The following is a 15,037-nucleotide window of genomic DNA, read 5'->3' on the forward strand; positions in this document are numbered from 1 at the left end:
CGTGCACCACCTCCACGGAAGGCAGACATGGCCCAGATCATCGAGGACTATCCGAACACCATCCGGCTCCAGGACCTTTGGGCCGACCCCTATCCGATCTATCGGCAGCTGCGCCGACTCCAACCGGTCGCCTGGGTACCCGCAGCCGACCGGTACCTGGTCACCCGCCACCGTGACATCGTCCACCTGGAGCGGCACCCCGAGATCTTCAGTGCCGCGGAACGGGACTCGCTGATGATCCGGGTGATGGGCCAGACCATGCTTCGCAAGGACGGCGTAGATCACCTGCGGGAGCGCAGGGCGGCCGAGTCGGCACTGCGGCCAAGGGCCGTCAAGCAGCACTGGGCGCCGGTCTTTCAGAAGATAGCCGACGAGTTGATCGACGGCTTCCACGAGCGCGGCGAGGCCGACCTGTTCACCGAGTTCGCCGGACCGATGGCCGCTCGCAGCCTGGCCGCGGTACTGGGGCTGCTCGAGGTGGACGCGCGGGACCTGCAGACGTGGTCCCAGGCGATGATGGACGGCACGGGCAACTACGGCGACGAGCCGGAGGTCTGGCAGCGCTCCGATGCCGCCACCCGCGGGGTGGACGAAGCGGTGGACGCCGCGATCGCGCGCTTGCGGGCGCATCCGGACGCGTCGGTGATCTCCGCGATGCTGCATGCCTCCGACCCGCTGACCTCGGAGCAGATCCGGGGCAATGTCAAGTTGTTCATCGGCGGCGGCCTCAACGAACCGCGCGACGCCACGGCGGTGGGCGCCTATGCATTGCTGACCCACCCAGAGCAGCGCGCGCTCGTGACGGCGGATCCTGCCAGATTCGAGGATGTCTTCGAGGAGTCCGTGCGCTGGGTCGCGCCGATCGGTATGTACCCGCGCCAGACAACCCGGGAGGTGGAGCTGGGCGGTACGCTGCTCCCCGCCGGCGCGCGGTTGGGCGTGGTGCTCGGCTCGGCCAACCGCGACGAGTCCGTTTTCGCCGAACCCGACACCTTCGACATGGACCGGGGGGACCGTGCGCACATCGCCTTCGGCGGCGGTCCGCACTTCTGCCTCGGCTCATGGGTGGCCCGCACCCAGGTCGGCCGGATCTCCCTGCCCACGCTCTTCCGCCGACTGCGGGGCCTGCGGCTGTCCGACTCCGCGCCCGTCCGCATGGGCGGTTGGGTCTTCCGCGGCGTCCTCAACCTACCGGTGCGCTGGGAGCCGTGACGGCTCACGCCCCGACACTTCATCGAACGGAGAACCCACCATGCCGAAAGTGGTCTACCTGCACCCCGACGGCTCCTCAGACATTCTCGACGTGCCCGAGGGCACGAGCGTCATGCACGCCGCAGTGGCCCTGGGGGTCGACGGCATCATCGCCGAGTGCGGGGGCGCGGCGATGTGCGCGACCTGTCACGTCTACGTCGACCCCTCCGTTGCCGAAGGGCTGCCCGCGGTCAGCCCGGATGAGGACGAGATGCTCGATTGCACCGCCTGTCCGCGCGAACCCGGCAGTCGGTTGGGATGCCAACTCATGCTCACCTCGGCCCTGGATGGACTGGTGGTCCGACTGCCTGAGCGGCAGCGGTGAGCACCGTCATCGTCGGCGCCGGCCAGGCCGGGGTGCAGTTGGCAGTCACCCTCCGCAAGGAGGGCTACCAGCAGCGTATCGTCTTGATCGGTGACGAAACCGAACCGCCCTACCATCGCCCGCCCCTGTCCAAGGCGTTCCTCCTGGGTTCGGCCGCGGAGGACACGCTCCAGCTGCGCGCTGAGTCCTTCTACCGGGACCATGCGATCGAGGTCCTGCGGGGGCAGCGAGTCGTCGGGATCGACCGGTCCGCACGGCGCGTGAGCCTGGCCAATGGCGCTCAGCTGTCCTGGCAGCACCTGGTGCTGGCCACCGGTGCCCGCCCCCGCCGCCTCGGCCTGCCCGGTGAGGACCTTGGTGGGGTGCTGCCCCTACGCACCGCGCCCCAGGCAAGGGCCCTGCGCGAGCACGTGGCATCGGCTCGGTCGGTCGTCATCGTCGGGGGCGGGTTCATCGGGCTGGAGTTCGCGTCCGCCGTCGCCGACAGGTGCGAGAATGTGGTGGTCCTGGAGGCCGGCGACCGGCTCATGGGCCGCGCGGTCACCGAACCGGTGTCACGGTTCTTCGCCCGCGCCCACGCCGACAAAGGCGTCCAGGTCCGGTTCGGCACCCGTCCGGTCGAGTTCCTCGGCCGCCGTGGGGAGGTCACCGCGGTCCGCACCGCGGACCACCGGATCCACCCGGCCGACCTCGTGGTGGTCGGGGTCGGTGTGCTGCCCAACGACGATCTCGCGGATCAGGCCGAACTGGCAGTCGACGGCGGCATCCTGGTCGGTGCGGGGCTACGGACCGCCGATCCCGGGGTGTACGCCATCGGCGACTGTGCGCGGTTCCCCAGCGTCCACTGCGATGCCCCGGTGCGCCTGGAGTCGGTACAGAACGCCGTGGACCAGGCCGTTCACGTCGGCCGCGGCATCGTCAGCGGTCAGGAGCGCCGCTACTGCGAGCTCCCCTGGTTCTGGAGCGACCAAGGAGGGCTGAGGTTGCAGATCGCCGGCGTGTCAGCCGGTTACGACCAGGTCCAGGTGTTCGGCGAGCCCGCCGACGGTCGCTTCTCCGTGTTCGCCTTCCGGAGGGGTCGGCTGAGCGCCGTGGAGTCGGTCAACCGACCCGCCGAGCACGTTGCGGCCCGGCGCCTGCTGTCCACCGCCGGCGAACTGACCGCCGAGCAAGCCGCCGTCCCCGGCTTCAACCTGAGGGCCTTCGTCGCACAGGCCTCCCCACTCGCCACGAGGTCCGGTCGATGCTGACCGACCGGCTCGGTGCCCAGCGCGCGGCCGCCGAGCCCTCCGCCGTCGCGGAGATCGCGACCCGGTGCGCGGGTCTGCCGCTGGCCCTGGCCGTCTCCGCCCAGCCCGACATGCCCCTCGCCACGCTCGCCGGGGAACTGCGAGATACCGGCACCCGGCTGGACGCACTCGACGGCGGTGATCCGGCCACCCGGCTACGGGCCGTCTTCTCCTGGTCCTACGATGCCCTCAGTCCCGCCTCCGCTCGGCTATTCCGCCTGCTCGGCCTGCATCCCGGACCGGATGTCGCCGCGCCGGCAGCGACGAGCACGGCCGGCGTGCCGTTGACACGGGCCCGCGCGCTGCTAGGGCCTGTGTGACGTCGTGATCAATCTTGCTGATCCGGATCCGCCGGGAAGGCGGATCCGGTAGGAAGACGGTCGTGACACGCAGGCAACTCACCGACGAGCAGTGGAAGTTGATCGAGTCGTTCCTGCCGATAGGTGAGTACGGCCGGTACCCCGAGCGGCTGCGGGAGCAGTTCGAGGGAGTGATCTGGCGATTCCGCACCAGCAGCCAGTGGCGGGAGATGCCCGGCGAGTTCGGCCCGTGGCCGACGGTCTACGGCCGCTTCCGGGTGTGGAGGGACGCCGGCGTCTTCACCGCACCGCTGAAAAGAATGATCGCCGAGGCCGCACGCCGAGGGAAGACGGACTTGTCCCTGGTCAGCGTGGACTCCACCACCGCCCGTGCCCACCACGACGCCGCCGGGGATGTGCATCGGCAAGGAAGTCATGGATGCCCTCGAGGAGGCCGCCGCCGAGCAGGAGCGGGCCCGGAAAAGGGGGCGGCCCGCCGGAACAGAACGGGCAGGACGACGGTGACGACGCCGGGCGGGAAGAGCGGCGGCGCGTCAGGCGACGACGCCAGCTTCGCTTGAAGGAAGCCCTGCTCGGCAGCTCCCGTGGCGGGCTGACGAGCAAGGTTCATCTTGCTGCGGACCGCAAGTGCCGCCCGCTGGCGTGCGTGCTGACCGCAGGCCAGGCCGCCGACAGTCCGCAGTTCGTCCCCGTGCTGCAGAAGGTGCGGGTTCGTCTGCCCGTCGACCGTCCCCGAAACCGGCCTGGTGCTGTCGCCGCGGACAACTCATCCCGCGCCAACCGTTCCCACCTGCGCAAACGCAACATCAAGGCAGTCATCCCGGAGAAGAAGGGCCAGACCGCCAACCGGAAGAAGAAAGGCTGCCGGGGCGGCCGGCCCCCACGCCACGACGCCGATCCCTACAAGGAGCGGAACACCGTCGAGCGCCTGATCAACAAGCTGAAGGCCTGGCGGGGCATCGCAACTCGATACGACAAGACACCCGAGAGCTACCTCGCCGGCCTCCACCTCCGCGCCTCAATGATCTGGATCAACGACCTCCTGAAGGTACCTGATTGATCACGACGTCACACAGGCCCTAGTACTCCAGCAGGATTTCGCCGTCTGACCTGCTGTTTCGCCGGGTGGCGGGAGTGTAGCGGGACTTCGAACGTGCGGGGGTGGTCTCACGGAGACCGCCCCTCGATCGTGCGACAACGCCGCAGGTAGTGACAGCGGCGAGCGATTGCCTGGCGTTGGCGGCGCCAGTTCGACCAGCCCAGCGCGTGACGTCGTCCTCGGTGTCCACGCAGGTGCGGGGGTCCGGGACGACAAGCTGCCAGGAGTCGCCGAACCTCCGCCACCGTGAGCTCGATGGCCCCGACGGTCCCATTGGTTGCGCCCCCTTTTCCTCGGCCTGACGAGCCGTGGCAGCCAGGAATGCGTGCGCGAGCATGGCGAGGGTGACGTGCCGATACCAGCCCACATAACGGCGGACCTCGTACTGATCCAGGCCGCACTCGTTCTTCGCGGCCTGGAAACACTCCTCGATCGCCCAGCGTGCCCCGGCGACCCGCACCAACTCCCGGACCGTAGTTTCCAGGGGCGCGTAGGCGAGGTAATAGGCGATCTCGTTGGGCTTGCTGATGCTGCGCCGGGCCAGTGCCCACCTCATCCGGTAAGGGACCTCGCCTTGGTAGTCGAACTCGGCGACGGCTGACAGCCGCACCGCCGCCCAGTGATAGACACGGGGACCCTTCGCGCCGTCACCGCACGAGATCTTCTCCCATGCCTCGTTGGGTGCTTGCGCGAACAGGCCGTCGATGCGGGGACAGCCCACGGTGAACTGGGACTTGGGCACGGCCAGCACATAGCCGACGCCTGACTGTTCCAGCAGCCGGCGGAATCGGTTGTCCTGTCCGTAGGCGGAGTCCGCGGTCACCCAGGCGATGGGCAGCGGCGAGGCGAGGGACCGCAACACCATGTGGCGGGCCAGTTCGCCCTTGGTGGCGAACTCCCGCTCGTCGGGGACCTTTGCAGCGCGGCAGCGTTCCCGGTCCTCGGTCCAGGACTTGGGGAGGTAGAGCTCGCGGTCGACCAAGGCACGGCCGCGGACCGAGGCGTAAGCGGCGAAGACGCCGATCTGGCAGTTCTCCGTCCGGCCGGCGGTCCCGGAGTACTGCCGCTGGACCCCGGCGGAGGTGATGCCCTTCTTGATGAAGCCGGTGTCGTCGACGATCAGGACACCGCTGTCCTCGCCGAGCTTGTCGGCGATGTATTGCTGCAGGCCGTCGGGGGTCGCGTGGCCGGCTTTCTGCACTGCGGTGACGTGCACATCGATACCAGGGAAACAACACATCCTCGATCCCCACGACCCACATACCTGGGCAATGCCCGCAGGAAGGGCGTGATCTTTCACAGCGACCGCGGCAGCGAATACGTCTCCCGCCGCTATCGCCGAACCTGCCGGAAACTCGGCGTCACCCAGTCCATGAGCCGGATCGGGTCGTGCTTCGACAATGCCGTCGGCGAGGCGTTCAACAGCGTGCTCAAGGCCGAATACATCCACCGGCACACCTTCACCAGCCACCGACGCCCGACTGAGGATCGCCACCTGGATCACCGGCTCCTACAACGCCCACCGACAACACGGCATGTGCGGGTACCAGAGCCCGATCGACCACGAACACGACCACCGAACCAACTCTGACCCGGAGCCGGCCGCAGACAAGATCTCCAGAGGTCGAGGGGAATGGCAGTACCCAGTGGCAGCAGCGCCCTGATTCAAGCCGGACAGCTGCGCCGCCATCCATGAGAAGCGGCGAGGAAGGAGCAGAGCTGCCCGCTCCTTCCCGCCCGCTCCGCCAGGGGTACAGCCACGAGCGGCGGTCCAACGTGTGCGGGTGATGGCTACACCTTCATCGGTTGCGTCCGCGCCAGTGGGAAGGTCGCCAGTACCTGAAACTGTCCGTCCGGGCCGACGGCAGCCTCCACATGGCCGTCCAGCTGCCGTGCACGCTCCTCCATGCCGATCAGGCCGAGTCCGCTGCCGGTGCCCATACGATCACAGTCCCGCGGAGCGAACGCCGGCACAGGATTCCGCACGGTCAGCCGCAACACGTCCTCCTCCTGCATCACTGCCACGTGCACCGCGGACCGGGGAGCATGTCTAGCAGCGTTCGCCAGCGCTTCTTGCACAATGCGATAAACCGCATACTTCAACAGCGCCGGCTGCCCTGCCAGGGCATCATCGACCGTCCACGACACGGGCATGCCGGCATCACGAGCGCTGCACAGCAGCGGTACCAAGTCGGGATCAAAAGGTTCCTCCCCCGCACGGCTGAGAGCCACCTTCTCCCCCATGCCGTCCTCACGCAGCACGTGAAGCAGGTCCCGCAGCTCCAACATCGTCTTGCGCCCGAGATCTGCGATCACACTCGCACCCCGTCCGGCCTCGGACGCACGACCGACCGTCAACTCCAGCGCCCCCGCCCGCAGGACCATGAGTCCGACGTAATGTGTCACGACGTCGTGCATCTCCCGTGCGATGCGAGTACGTTCGGTCAACGCCGCGTTCTGAGCCACCAGTTCTTGCTCGCGCCGCAACTGCACATTGAGGCTTCGCAGACTGACGATGCGTTGCCGATGCTCTCGGACCGTGACGGCGACCAGCGCCGGGACGACGACAAACGGGATCACCTCACGCATGGCGATTCCATCGAAGGCATACGTCAAGATCACCGGCAGACTGACGTAAGAAGAATAGCCACGCGACAGGTCTATGAAATTCAGCACGAATGCCACACAGACGCAGACAGTGCCGATCGCTGCCCACACATAACGCCGAGAAGAAATCAGCGTGTAGAAGGCAATCGGAAGCGTCGTCACCGCACCAGTGATGAACTGGGCAGCCACAGCAGCGCACGTCAAGAGCAGCGGCCAGCGACGGCGTGTCAGCAACGACAGTCCCGCAGCCATGTCCGTCGCCAGATATGAAAAATAGAGCCAATCAGCCGAGCGCAGACCCAGAGTCGAAGGACCAACGACAACGTAGACCACCAGCACGTAGGCCACGGCCGCCGACGACAACAGCACGTCCCCCAGTTCGACACCGGCCACGAAACCTCGTCTTCCGCGCTTGCACGCCGGCTTGGCCTCACCCCTGTACACACGCATCGTCATGGGCCTCCCTCACTTCCGGGCCCAACACGCAACGGTGCGCAGGAACATCCCCAGCATCGTGACCGCAGCGGCAGAGCCGCGAGCGAACACAGAGCCTACTGGCAAAGCACAGCGGAAAGGTACGCTGCCCCACCACACTGTTTCAGCCAACCACCCAGCCACACACAGAATCCCCGACTGGCCAACCGGCCGAACCGGCTGGCCGACCCACTGGCCGACTGGCCGGCCGGCCACAAGCAGCACAACGTTCCGCCAGCCCAAAACAGCCCGGAACACACTCACACACAACCCACGATCCGGCGGATCTCGGCGTCGAACTGCAGGAACGGCACGAACTCGGAGGCGTTATCCCAGAGCCGGGCGATCGCCGGATACCTCCCACCCCACTGTTCACAGAACTCGAGGAACCGGCTGGTCGCGGCGTCCTCGGTCGGCGCCGTGCAGACCGGCTTCAGTGCGGTCATAGCCAAGGCGATCGGTCATCTCACCTTCGAGAGCGGACTCCAGCAGCCGCTTCGTCAACTGCTGGAGCAGCCCGCCTCCGCCCGTCAGCTGCAGGCCCTCCGACTGGGCCCGGCCCACGAGCTCCTCGATGGGTCACCCACAGCCGCCGACCCAGCCTCCGAAACGGTCGTCTTGGCCATGTTCCCGCTCGTCACAGGTGCACTCTTCCGTGATCGGAGTCACACCGTTGTTCTGGCCCTGTCTCACTTTCGGTGGTGACGGAGAGTCGTGAGGGTCGTTGTGACTGGCGTGGAGGATGTCAACGAGCTTGTGCAGACGGTGTTTGCGGGTCTTTCCCCGCTGGTTGTGGAGGATGTGGCTGACGAGGGCGAGCGGATCGTGGTGCGGGCGCGGACTCCGCCGGGCACCGCAGTCTGTCCGGTGTGCGGGGCGTCGTCGGGGCGGGTGCATGGATTTCAGCTGCGGACGGTGGGCGACGTGCCGGTCGACGGACGGCGGGTGGTGGTCTGTGTGCGGGTGCGGCGCTTGGTGTGTCCCACGCGCGGTTGCCGGCAGACCTTCCGCGAGCAGATGCCCGGAGTGCTGGAGCGTTACCAGCGACGCACGGCGCGTCTGACCAGGCAAGTCAAGGCTGTGGTCAAGGAGTTGGCGGGCCGGGCGGGATCACGTTTGCTGGTGATGCTCGCGGCGGGCCTGTCTCGCCACACGGCCCTGCGCGCCCTGCTGCGCATCTGGTTGCCCACCGGGCGGACGCCCCGCGTGATCGGCGTCGACGACTTCGCTCTGCGCCGACGGCACCGGTATGCCACCGTGGTGATCGATCCGAGACCCATGAGCGGATCGACGTGCTGACCGACCGCACCGCCGACACGCTGGAAGCTTGGCTGCGCGAGCATCAGGGGGTCGAGGCCGTGTGCCGTGACGGCTCCGCGACCTATGCCGAGGCCATTCGCCGCGCCCTGCCCGACACGGTGCAGGTCGCGGACAGGTGGCACCTGTGGCACAACCTGTGCGAAGCCGCCCTGAGCGAGGTAATAAAGGCACACAGTACCTGCTGGGCCGCCGTGCTGGACGCGCCCCTGTACGAAGGGCCCGCGCACAGACGACCCTGGAACGCCGGCACCAGGTCCACAGCCTGCTCGAGAAGGGCGTGGGCCTGCTGGAGTGCGCCCGCCGCCTGCAACTGGCTCTGAACACCGTCAAACACTACGCGCGAGCCGACCGGCCCGAGCGGATGCTCCGCGTCCCCAAGTACCGTGCCAGCCTGGTCGACCCCTACCGCGAGCACCTGCGCAAACGCCGGGCCGAGGACCCCGCCGTCCCAGTCGGCCACCTCCTCGAAGCACGGCCACCAGCAACACCCGCTCAGCCAGCGGCAGCCGCCACGGACGACCCCACCCACACCCCTCCCCACCGCGCTCCCGAACCGCCTTCAACAGCCGGCTGAACTGATCAGTCCGCAGGCCGGTGAACGTCTCCACCCACACCCGCTCAGCCCTCAACACCCCACCCATACAAGGAAGATGCCCTGATCACAGCCTTCTGCAACCCCCTTTAGCAGTCAGAAATCGTAGCCCGAGCTGGTCGGCTTCGTTGTGCTGGTCATGGTGGGTATGGATGAAGCCGGTCTGTGGCTGAGGATTCGATGAACGGGCACGAGGCCGCGGCCACCACCATGCGGCTAACGAATGTCGGGCAGGTCTCGCAGTTGCCTGCGTGAGGTGAGCCCGAGCTTGCGGAAGATGTTGCGCAGGTGCGCGTCGACCGTCCGCGGGCTGAGGAACAACTTCGCCGCCACCTCCTTGGATGTGGCGCCCTCGGCGACCAGGCGTGCGATGTGCACCTCCTGCATCGTCAGCCGGTCCGATGCCTTCGACGTGCGGCTGCGGGCCTGCTCGCCCGTGGCGCGCAACTCGCCGGCGGCGCGCTCGGCGAACGCCTCCACGCCGAGGTCGGACAGCGACTCGTGCGCCAGCCGCAGCGCGGACCGGGCGTCACGCCGTCGGCCCTGGCGGCGCAGCCACTCCCCGTACAGCAGATGTGCCCGGGCGCGATAGACGACCAGTGGGCCGTCGCCGAGCAGGCCGATCGCCTCCTGGTAGGCGGACTCGTCCTCGGTCACCAGGGCCCGCGCATATGCTTCGACGCCTAGACCCCACGCCTGCCGGCCCGCCTGCGTGCGCTCTTGGAGGGAGGCGAGGGCCGCGGCGGCGACCTCGGTCTCGCCGCAACGCATGGCCGCCTCGACCAGCTCGGGCAGGGCAAGGCCCGCCGTGCCGACGGCACCGTACTCGACCGCCTGCTTCGCCGCCTTCAGCGCGGCCGGGTAGTGGGCCAGGCCGTTGCTGAGCAGGGCCGTCGCCCACTGCACGCTGAGGCTCATCCGGTGATCCACCGACGCGAACAGGTCGACGGCATCCTTGCGCCGCCCGCGCATCGCGGCCAGGTGGAGGCGCGGGTAGACCAGCGGTGCCGCGCCGGTGGCGTCGGCGATCGCCTCCTCCTCGGAGATCAGCTCCATCGCGGCACCGAAGTCGCCCGTGTGCACGGTCGCGGTGGCCTGCATGGCCAGTGCGATGGGCAGCGCGTGGAAGGAGCCCGACTCTCGGCCGGCCGCGACAGCACGGGTGGCGATGCCGTACAGGGCGTCGAAGTTCCACAGCTCGGTGGCCACCATGAAGCCCAGTGACGGCCGCCTGGCCCACACCTCGTCGTCCGCGTCGCCGACGACCGGCCCGAGGATCTCCCCCGCCGCCTGATGCCCGTCGCTGACCAGGCTGATCAGGCCGGTCAGGACCGCCGTCGCGCCGGATACCGGCTCGCCCGGCGGCGGGGTCTTCCTGACGGCCTCCACCACGTGGTCGAGGCCGCCGAGCAGAAGCCCCATCTCCATGGCGTCCAGATAGCACTCCCGTGACCAGGCGGGGTCGGTGCCCGCCAGTCGGGTGGCGGCGCGCAGCAGGTACGCCGTGGGGCCTTCGTCCCCGCGGCGGCGGACGAACGACAGCCTGCCGCGGAGCAGGTCGGCCCTGGCGGCCTGGCTCGGATCGTCGGCCGCCACGGTGGTGAGCAGGTCGGCTGCGGTGTCGAAGTCGCCCACCGAGAGCTTGGCCTGGACCGCGGCGAGGATCCGCTCGGCGCGTTGGACCGGGCTGATCGTGAGCGCGGCCGAGCGTTCGAGGAAGGCCGCCGCCGCGGCGACACCGCCACGTTCCTGAGCGCGGGTGGCGCAGGCTTCGAGCTCGGCGGCGACCTGCTCGTTGGGGCCGGCACTGGCCTGGGCGCGATGCCAGGCCCGCCGGTCGGGGTCGGCGACCGGGTCGGTCACGGCGGCCAGCGCCTCGTGCGCCCTGCGCCGCTCCCGTGGCGCCGCGGCGCGGTAGGCGGCCGAGCGGGCGAGGGGGTGGCTGAATCGGATCCGGGTGCCGAACCCGACCAGCGGGACGGACTCGGCGGCGGCAGCCGCGTCGATGCCCAGGAGTTCGGCCGCACGCCACAGCAGGCCGGGGTCGCCGATCGGGTCGGCGGCGGCGACGGTCACCAGCAGCCGGGCCGCCGGCGGCAGGAGCTCCAGCCGGGACCGGAAGCTCTGCTCGATCACGCCGGATACCGAGTCGGGCTGGGCGAATCCGCCCGCCATCCCGGCGAGTCCGGCGGTCCTGGGAAGCTCCACCAGCGCGAGGGGGTTGCCCCGCGCCTCGGCCAGGATGCGGTCGCGCACCCGCTCGTCCAACGGGGCGCGGATCGCCGCGGCCAGCAGCGCGCGGGCATCCGATTCGCCGAGACCCTGAAGCGAATGGCCGGGCAGCTCGTCCAGCTCGGGCAGGCGGCTCGGCTCGCGCGCCGCGAACACGAGGGCGATCGACTCGGCCGAGACCCGGCGGGCCAGGAAGGCCAGCGCCTTGGCCGACGACTGGTCCAGCCACTGTGCGTCGTCGACGACGCACAGGAGCGGGCGTTCCCGCTCGGTCTCCACCATCAGGCCCAACGACGCGACGCCGACCAGGAACGGATCGGGTGTGCCGGTGTCGAGGCCGAAAGCGATCTCCAGCGCCTTGCGGTGCGGCGCAGGCAACGCCATCAGCCGGCCGGTGACGGGCGCGAGCAACTGGTGCAGCGCGGCGAACGGCAGCTCCATCTCGAACTCCGCGCCGGACGCCTGCATGACGAGGAATCCGGTCGCAGCCTCGTCCAGATGCCGCAGCAGCGCGCTCTTGCCGATGCCCGGCTCTCCGCGCAGGACCAGGGCGCCGCCCCGGCCCTCCCGTGCCCCTTGGAGCAGGGCGTCGAGCCGCCGTATCTCGTCCTGACGACCGATCAGCACATCCGTGTATGTCGCGGGCATGTCCGACAACCTATGCGGTCGTGCGCCGCAGAGGAATCCGGGAACGACCCGGTCGCCTAAGGGTCTCCCGCAGGCAGTCGTATAGGCGATGACTACCGACGCGAGCGGCGGACGCCCGCTGCGAGTGTCGAGCCATGACCCGCACCGCACTGCAACGGACCACCACCGGCTGGATACCGCTGGCGGTCTTGGCCACGGCCCAGTTCCTGGTCGTGCTGAGCACTTCGATCGTGAACGTCGCCCTGCCCCAGATCCGGGCCGGGCTCGATCTGTCGGACACGGGCCAGGCGTGGACGGTCAACGCCTACGTACTGGTCTTCGGCGCGCTGCTGCTGCCGGGCGGGCGCGCAGGCGACGTGTACGGCCTTCGGCGCGTGTTCCTGCTCGGCATCGGCCTGTTCGCCCTCTCCTCCCTGGGCGCGGCACTGGCGCCCACGGCGACCGTACTGATCGCCTGCAGAGCAGTGCAGGGAATCGGCGCCGCGCTGCTGGCGCCCACGGCGCTGGCCCTCGTGCTGACGTGCTATCCCGACAGGGAGCGGCGTGGCACCGCGCTCGGAGTTTGGGGCGCGGTCTCCGGTGCCGGCGGGGCGGCGGGCGTGCTGCTGAGCGGGCTGCTCACCAGCCTCTACGGCTGGCGTGCGGTGTTCGTCGTGATGGTGCTCCTCGCCCTGCCCGTCCTGGTGGCCACCTGGCTGCTGGTCGGGGCCGACCGGCCACGCGGCGGAAGCCTGGACGCGCCGGGCGCGGTGACGGTGACGGCGGGGCTGGTCGCGCTCACTTACGGCCTGTCAGGCCCTTGGCCGCTTGCCGTGATCGGTCTGGCGCTGCTCGGCCTGTTCGTGGTGCTCCAGCGCCGCGGCGCCGACCCGCTGCTGCCGGCGCGCATGAGCGTGGTGGCGGTGCCCAACGTGCTGATGGCCCATCTGGGCGCGGTCTGGCTCGGCCTGTTCTACTTCCTGCCCCTCTACCAGCAGCGCACCCTCGGCTACTCGCCCTTGGAGGCCGGGCTGACCCAGCTTCCCCTCGCCCTCGTGATCACCCTCTCGTCGTGGGTCGCCGGCAAGGTCTCCGGCCGTCATGTGCTCCCCGTGGGCCTGCTGGTCCTCGCGGCCGGACTGGCCTGGCTGTCCCGAACCCCGTCCGACGGCGCCTTCCTTGTGGACCTGCTCGGCCCGACGCTCCTCATCGGCATCGGGCTGGGGGTGGCCTTCGTCCGGCTCACCGCGATGTCCTCCATGGGTGTCCCGGCCGCTGACAACGGCCTGGCCGGAGGGCTGGTCAACGCCACCCGGCAGATCGGCGGAGCCATCGGTCTGTCCTTCCTGACCCTGCTCCCCTCCTTTGGCGCGGCTTTCCTGGCCTGCGCCGCCCTGACCGTGCTCATCTCGGCTCTCGCGACGCGAAAGGCATGACCATGACCCTGGACAAGCCGTACATCAGCGGCCACTTCACCCCCGTCACCGACGAGATCACCGGCCACGAGCTGAAGGTGCGCGGCACCCTCCCGCCCGAGCTGAGCGGCCGCTATTTCCGCAACGGTCACAACCCCAAGCCGGGCATCACCCCCACCCACTGGTTCCGCGGTGAGGGCATGATCCACGGCATCCGCCTCACGGGCGGCCGGGCCGAGTGGTACCGCAACCGCTGGGTGCGCACCCCCTTCCTGGACGGCGTCCCGTTCACCGGAACCGAGCTCGAAGTCAGCGCCGCCGCCACCAACATCATCTTCCACGGGGGCCGCTACCTGGCCCTGCAGGAGGCCAACCTGCCCTGGGAGGTCAGCGCCGATCTGGACACGATCGGCGTCTACGACTTCGGCGGCAGGCTCACCAGCGCGATGACCGCCCACCCCAAAGAGGACCCGGAGACCGGCGAGCTGCACTTCTTCAGCTACAGCCCCTTCCCGCCGTACCTGACCTACTACGTGGCCGACGCCTCCGGCGGCATCGTCAAGTCGGAGGTCATCGACGGCTCCGGCCCGTCGCTCATGCACGACTTCGCCATCACCCGCGAGCACGTCGTCTTCATCAACTCGCCGGTGGTCTTCGACCACGCCGAGCACTCCGGCATCCCCTACCGCTGGCACGACGACGTCCCGCTGCGCATCGGAGTGATGCCGCGCGCCGGGGGCAAGACCACCTGGTTCGAGGTGGCCGACCAGGCGGCGCTGTTGCACGTCGCCAACGCCTACACCGACGCGCAGGGCCGGATCGTCCTCGAAGCGCCTCGCTTCGACCGTCCGGCCTGGGAGAACTCGTGGAAGTGGTGGGTCGGCGCTCCCGGCTACGGCACCAGCCCCGACGCCGGCTCGACCTTCTACCGATGGATCATGGACCCGCCCACGGGCAAGGTCACCACTGAGTCCCTCAACGACCTGGCCACCGAGTTCCCGTCGATCAACGACGCCCACACCGGTTCGGCCTACCGCTACAGCTACGCCATCGCCTTCCCCGGCGCAGGCCTTTCGGGCTATCACACCGTCAAGTTCGACACGCGGACCGGCCAGGAGAAGCTGCTCGCGCACGGCGAGGGCCGGATGCCCGGCGAGGCCGTCTTCGCACCCGCCGAGGGCGGGATGGCCGAGGACGACGGCTATCTGCTCACCATCGTCAGCGACCTCAAGGCTGACGCCTCGGAGCTGCTCGTCCTGGACGCGAGCGACCTGAGCACCGTAGCCGCCGTCGAACTCCCCCGCAGGGTGCCCGCCGGCATCCACGGCCACTGGATCCCCGACTCCGAACTGCCCGCCTGACCCGCCTCGACCGGCCGGTCCGCTGCCTCGCCGATGCGGCAAGGCCCCGAACCCGTCCGGCATCAAAGGCCGATGGATCCCCGACTCCGCGATGCCCGCCTGACCGTCCCAGCCGTCCGGGCCGC

The 15,037-nt window shown here is 69.3% G+C and carries 11 protein-coding genes and 3 pseudogenes; 9 read left to right on the plus strand and 5 right to left on the minus strand.

Annotated elements, in window-relative coordinates; all coding sequences use genetic code 11:
• The first annotated feature begins 27 nt into the window (after window positions 1-27).
• From ACH4UM_RS34545 to ACH4UM_RS34565, 5 genes and pseudogenes are all read left to right on the plus strand, one after another.
• Entirely contained in the window at window positions 28-1,212 is a 1,185-nt protein-coding gene (locus ACH4UM_RS34545) for a cytochrome P450 (protein ID WP_398188265.1), read from the plus strand.
• 40 nt (window positions 1,213-1,252) lie between these two features.
• Window positions 1,253-1,576, plus strand: coding sequence for a 2Fe-2S iron-sulfur cluster-binding protein (locus tag ACH4UM_RS34550; RefSeq protein WP_398188268.1), 324 nt, complete (start codon window positions 1,253-1,255; stop codon window positions 1,574-1,576).
• Window positions 1,573-2,826: an NAD(P)/FAD-dependent oxidoreductase gene (locus ACH4UM_RS34555; RefSeq protein WP_398188271.1), complete on the plus strand. Its 1,254-nt coding sequence runs from the start codon at window positions 1,573-1,575 to the stop codon at window positions 2,824-2,826. The genes ACH4UM_RS34550 and ACH4UM_RS34555 overlap by 4 nt, the downstream gene beginning before the upstream one ends.
• Window positions 2,820-3,185: a hypothetical protein gene (locus tag ACH4UM_RS34560; protein WP_398188274.1), complete on the plus strand. Its 366-nt coding sequence runs from the start codon at window positions 2,820-2,822 to the stop codon at window positions 3,183-3,185. The genes ACH4UM_RS34555 and ACH4UM_RS34560 overlap by 7 nt, the downstream gene beginning before the upstream one ends.
• 62 nt (window positions 3,186-3,247) lie before the next feature.
• Window positions 3,248-4,245 (plus strand): annotated as a pseudogene (locus tag ACH4UM_RS34565) (IS5 family transposase).
• A 19-nt stretch (window positions 4,246-4,264) separates the two neighbouring features.
• Here ACH4UM_RS34565 and ACH4UM_RS34570 read toward each other — a convergent pair.
• Window positions 4,265-5,500, minus strand: coding sequence for an IS701 family transposase (locus ACH4UM_RS34570; protein ID WP_398188276.1), 1,236 nt, complete (start codon window positions 5,498-5,500; stop codon window positions 4,265-4,267).
• A 72-nt stretch (window positions 5,501-5,572) separates the two neighbouring features.
• On the opposite strand from ACH4UM_RS34570, the gene ACH4UM_RS34575 reads away from it, so the two are divergent.
• Window positions 5,573-5,875 carry a DDE-type integrase/transposase/recombinase gene (locus tag ACH4UM_RS34575; RefSeq protein WP_398188279.1) on the plus strand — a complete coding sequence of 101 codons (303 nt, stop codon included), beginning with the start codon at window positions 5,573-5,575 and terminating at the stop codon, window positions 5,873-5,875.
• 200 nt (window positions 5,876-6,075) lie between these two features.
• Here ACH4UM_RS34575 and ACH4UM_RS34580 read toward each other — a convergent pair whose 3' ends face one another.
• Both ACH4UM_RS34580 and ACH4UM_RS34585 read right to left on the minus strand, forming a co-directional pair.
• Window positions 6,076-7,347, minus strand: coding sequence for a sensor histidine kinase (locus ACH4UM_RS34580; protein WP_398188282.1), 1,272 nt, complete (start codon window positions 7,345-7,347; stop codon window positions 6,076-6,078).
• Between the two features lie 278 nt (window positions 7,348-7,625).
• Entirely contained in the window at window positions 7,626-7,811 is a 186-nt protein-coding gene (locus ACH4UM_RS34585; RefSeq protein ID WP_398188285.1) for a transposase, read from the minus strand.
• A 289-nt stretch (window positions 7,812-8,100) separates the two neighbouring features.
• Here ACH4UM_RS34585 and ACH4UM_RS34590 point away from each other — a divergent pair.
• Window positions 8,101-9,154, plus strand: a pseudogene (locus tag ACH4UM_RS34590) (ISL3 family transposase); the annotation flags it as partial.
• 1 nt (window position 9,155) lies between these two features.
• On the opposite strand, the pseudogene ACH4UM_RS34595 reads toward ACH4UM_RS34590, so the two are convergent.
• Both ACH4UM_RS34595 and ACH4UM_RS34600 read right to left on the minus strand, forming a co-directional pair.
• Window positions 9,156-9,326 (minus strand): annotated as a pseudogene (locus ACH4UM_RS34595) (IS5/IS1182 family transposase); the annotation flags it as partial.
• A 167-nt stretch (window positions 9,327-9,493) separates the two neighbouring features.
• Entirely contained in the window at window positions 9,494-12,157 is a 2,664-nt protein-coding gene (locus ACH4UM_RS34600) for an AAA family ATPase (protein WP_398188288.1), read from the minus strand.
• Between the two features lie 134 nt (window positions 12,158-12,291).
• Here ACH4UM_RS34600 and ACH4UM_RS34605 point away from each other — a divergent pair, with 134 nt between their 5' ends.
• Window positions 12,292-13,572, plus strand: coding sequence for an MFS transporter (locus tag ACH4UM_RS34605; RefSeq protein ID WP_398188291.1), 1,281 nt, complete (start codon window positions 12,292-12,294; stop codon window positions 13,570-13,572).
• On the plus strand, window positions 13,569-14,912 hold the full coding sequence (locus tag ACH4UM_RS34610; protein ID WP_398188293.1) for a carotenoid oxygenase family protein: 1,344 nt from the start codon (window positions 13,569-13,571) through the stop codon (window positions 14,910-14,912). Before ACH4UM_RS34605 ends, ACH4UM_RS34610 begins: the two co-directional genes overlap by 4 nt.
• Window positions 14,913-15,037: the final 125 nt, after the last annotated feature.

It is taken from the genome of Streptomyces sp. NPDC020801, assembly GCF_044334385.1.
Classification (GTDB): domain Bacteria; phylum Actinomycetota; class Actinomycetes; order Streptomycetales; family Streptomycetaceae; genus Streptomyces.

Excerpts from the sequence above, each read along its gene's own strand:
- ACH4UM_RS34550 (WP_398188268.1), top strand. The coding sequence starts at position 1,253 with ATGCCGAAAGTGGTCTACCTGCACCCCGACGGCTCCTCAGACATTCTC.
- ACH4UM_RS34580 (WP_398188282.1), bottom strand. The coding sequence starts at position 7,347 with ATGACGATGCGTGTGTACAGGGGTGAGGCCAAGCCGGCGTGCAAGCGC.
- ACH4UM_RS34605 (WP_398188291.1), top strand. The coding sequence starts at position 12,292 with ATGACCCGCACCGCACTGCAACGGACCACCACCGGCTGGATACCGCTG.
- ACH4UM_RS34545 (WP_398188265.1), top strand. The coding sequence starts at position 28 with ATGGCCCAGATCATCGAGGACTATCCGAACACCATCCGGCTCCAGGAC.
- ACH4UM_RS34585 (WP_398188285.1), bottom strand. The coding sequence starts at position 7,811 with ATGACCGCACTGAAGCCGGTCTGCACGGCGCCGACCGAGGACGCCGCG.
- ACH4UM_RS34560 (WP_398188274.1), top strand. The coding sequence starts at position 2,820 with ATGCTGACCGACCGGCTCGGTGCCCAGCGCGCGGCCGCCGAGCCCTCC.
- ACH4UM_RS34610 (WP_398188293.1), top strand. The coding sequence starts at position 13,569 with ATGACCATGACCCTGGACAAGCCGTACATCAGCGGCCACTTCACCCCC.
- ACH4UM_RS34600 (WP_398188288.1), bottom strand. The coding sequence starts at position 12,157 with ATGCCCGCGACATACACGGATGTGCTGATCGGTCGTCAGGACGAGATA.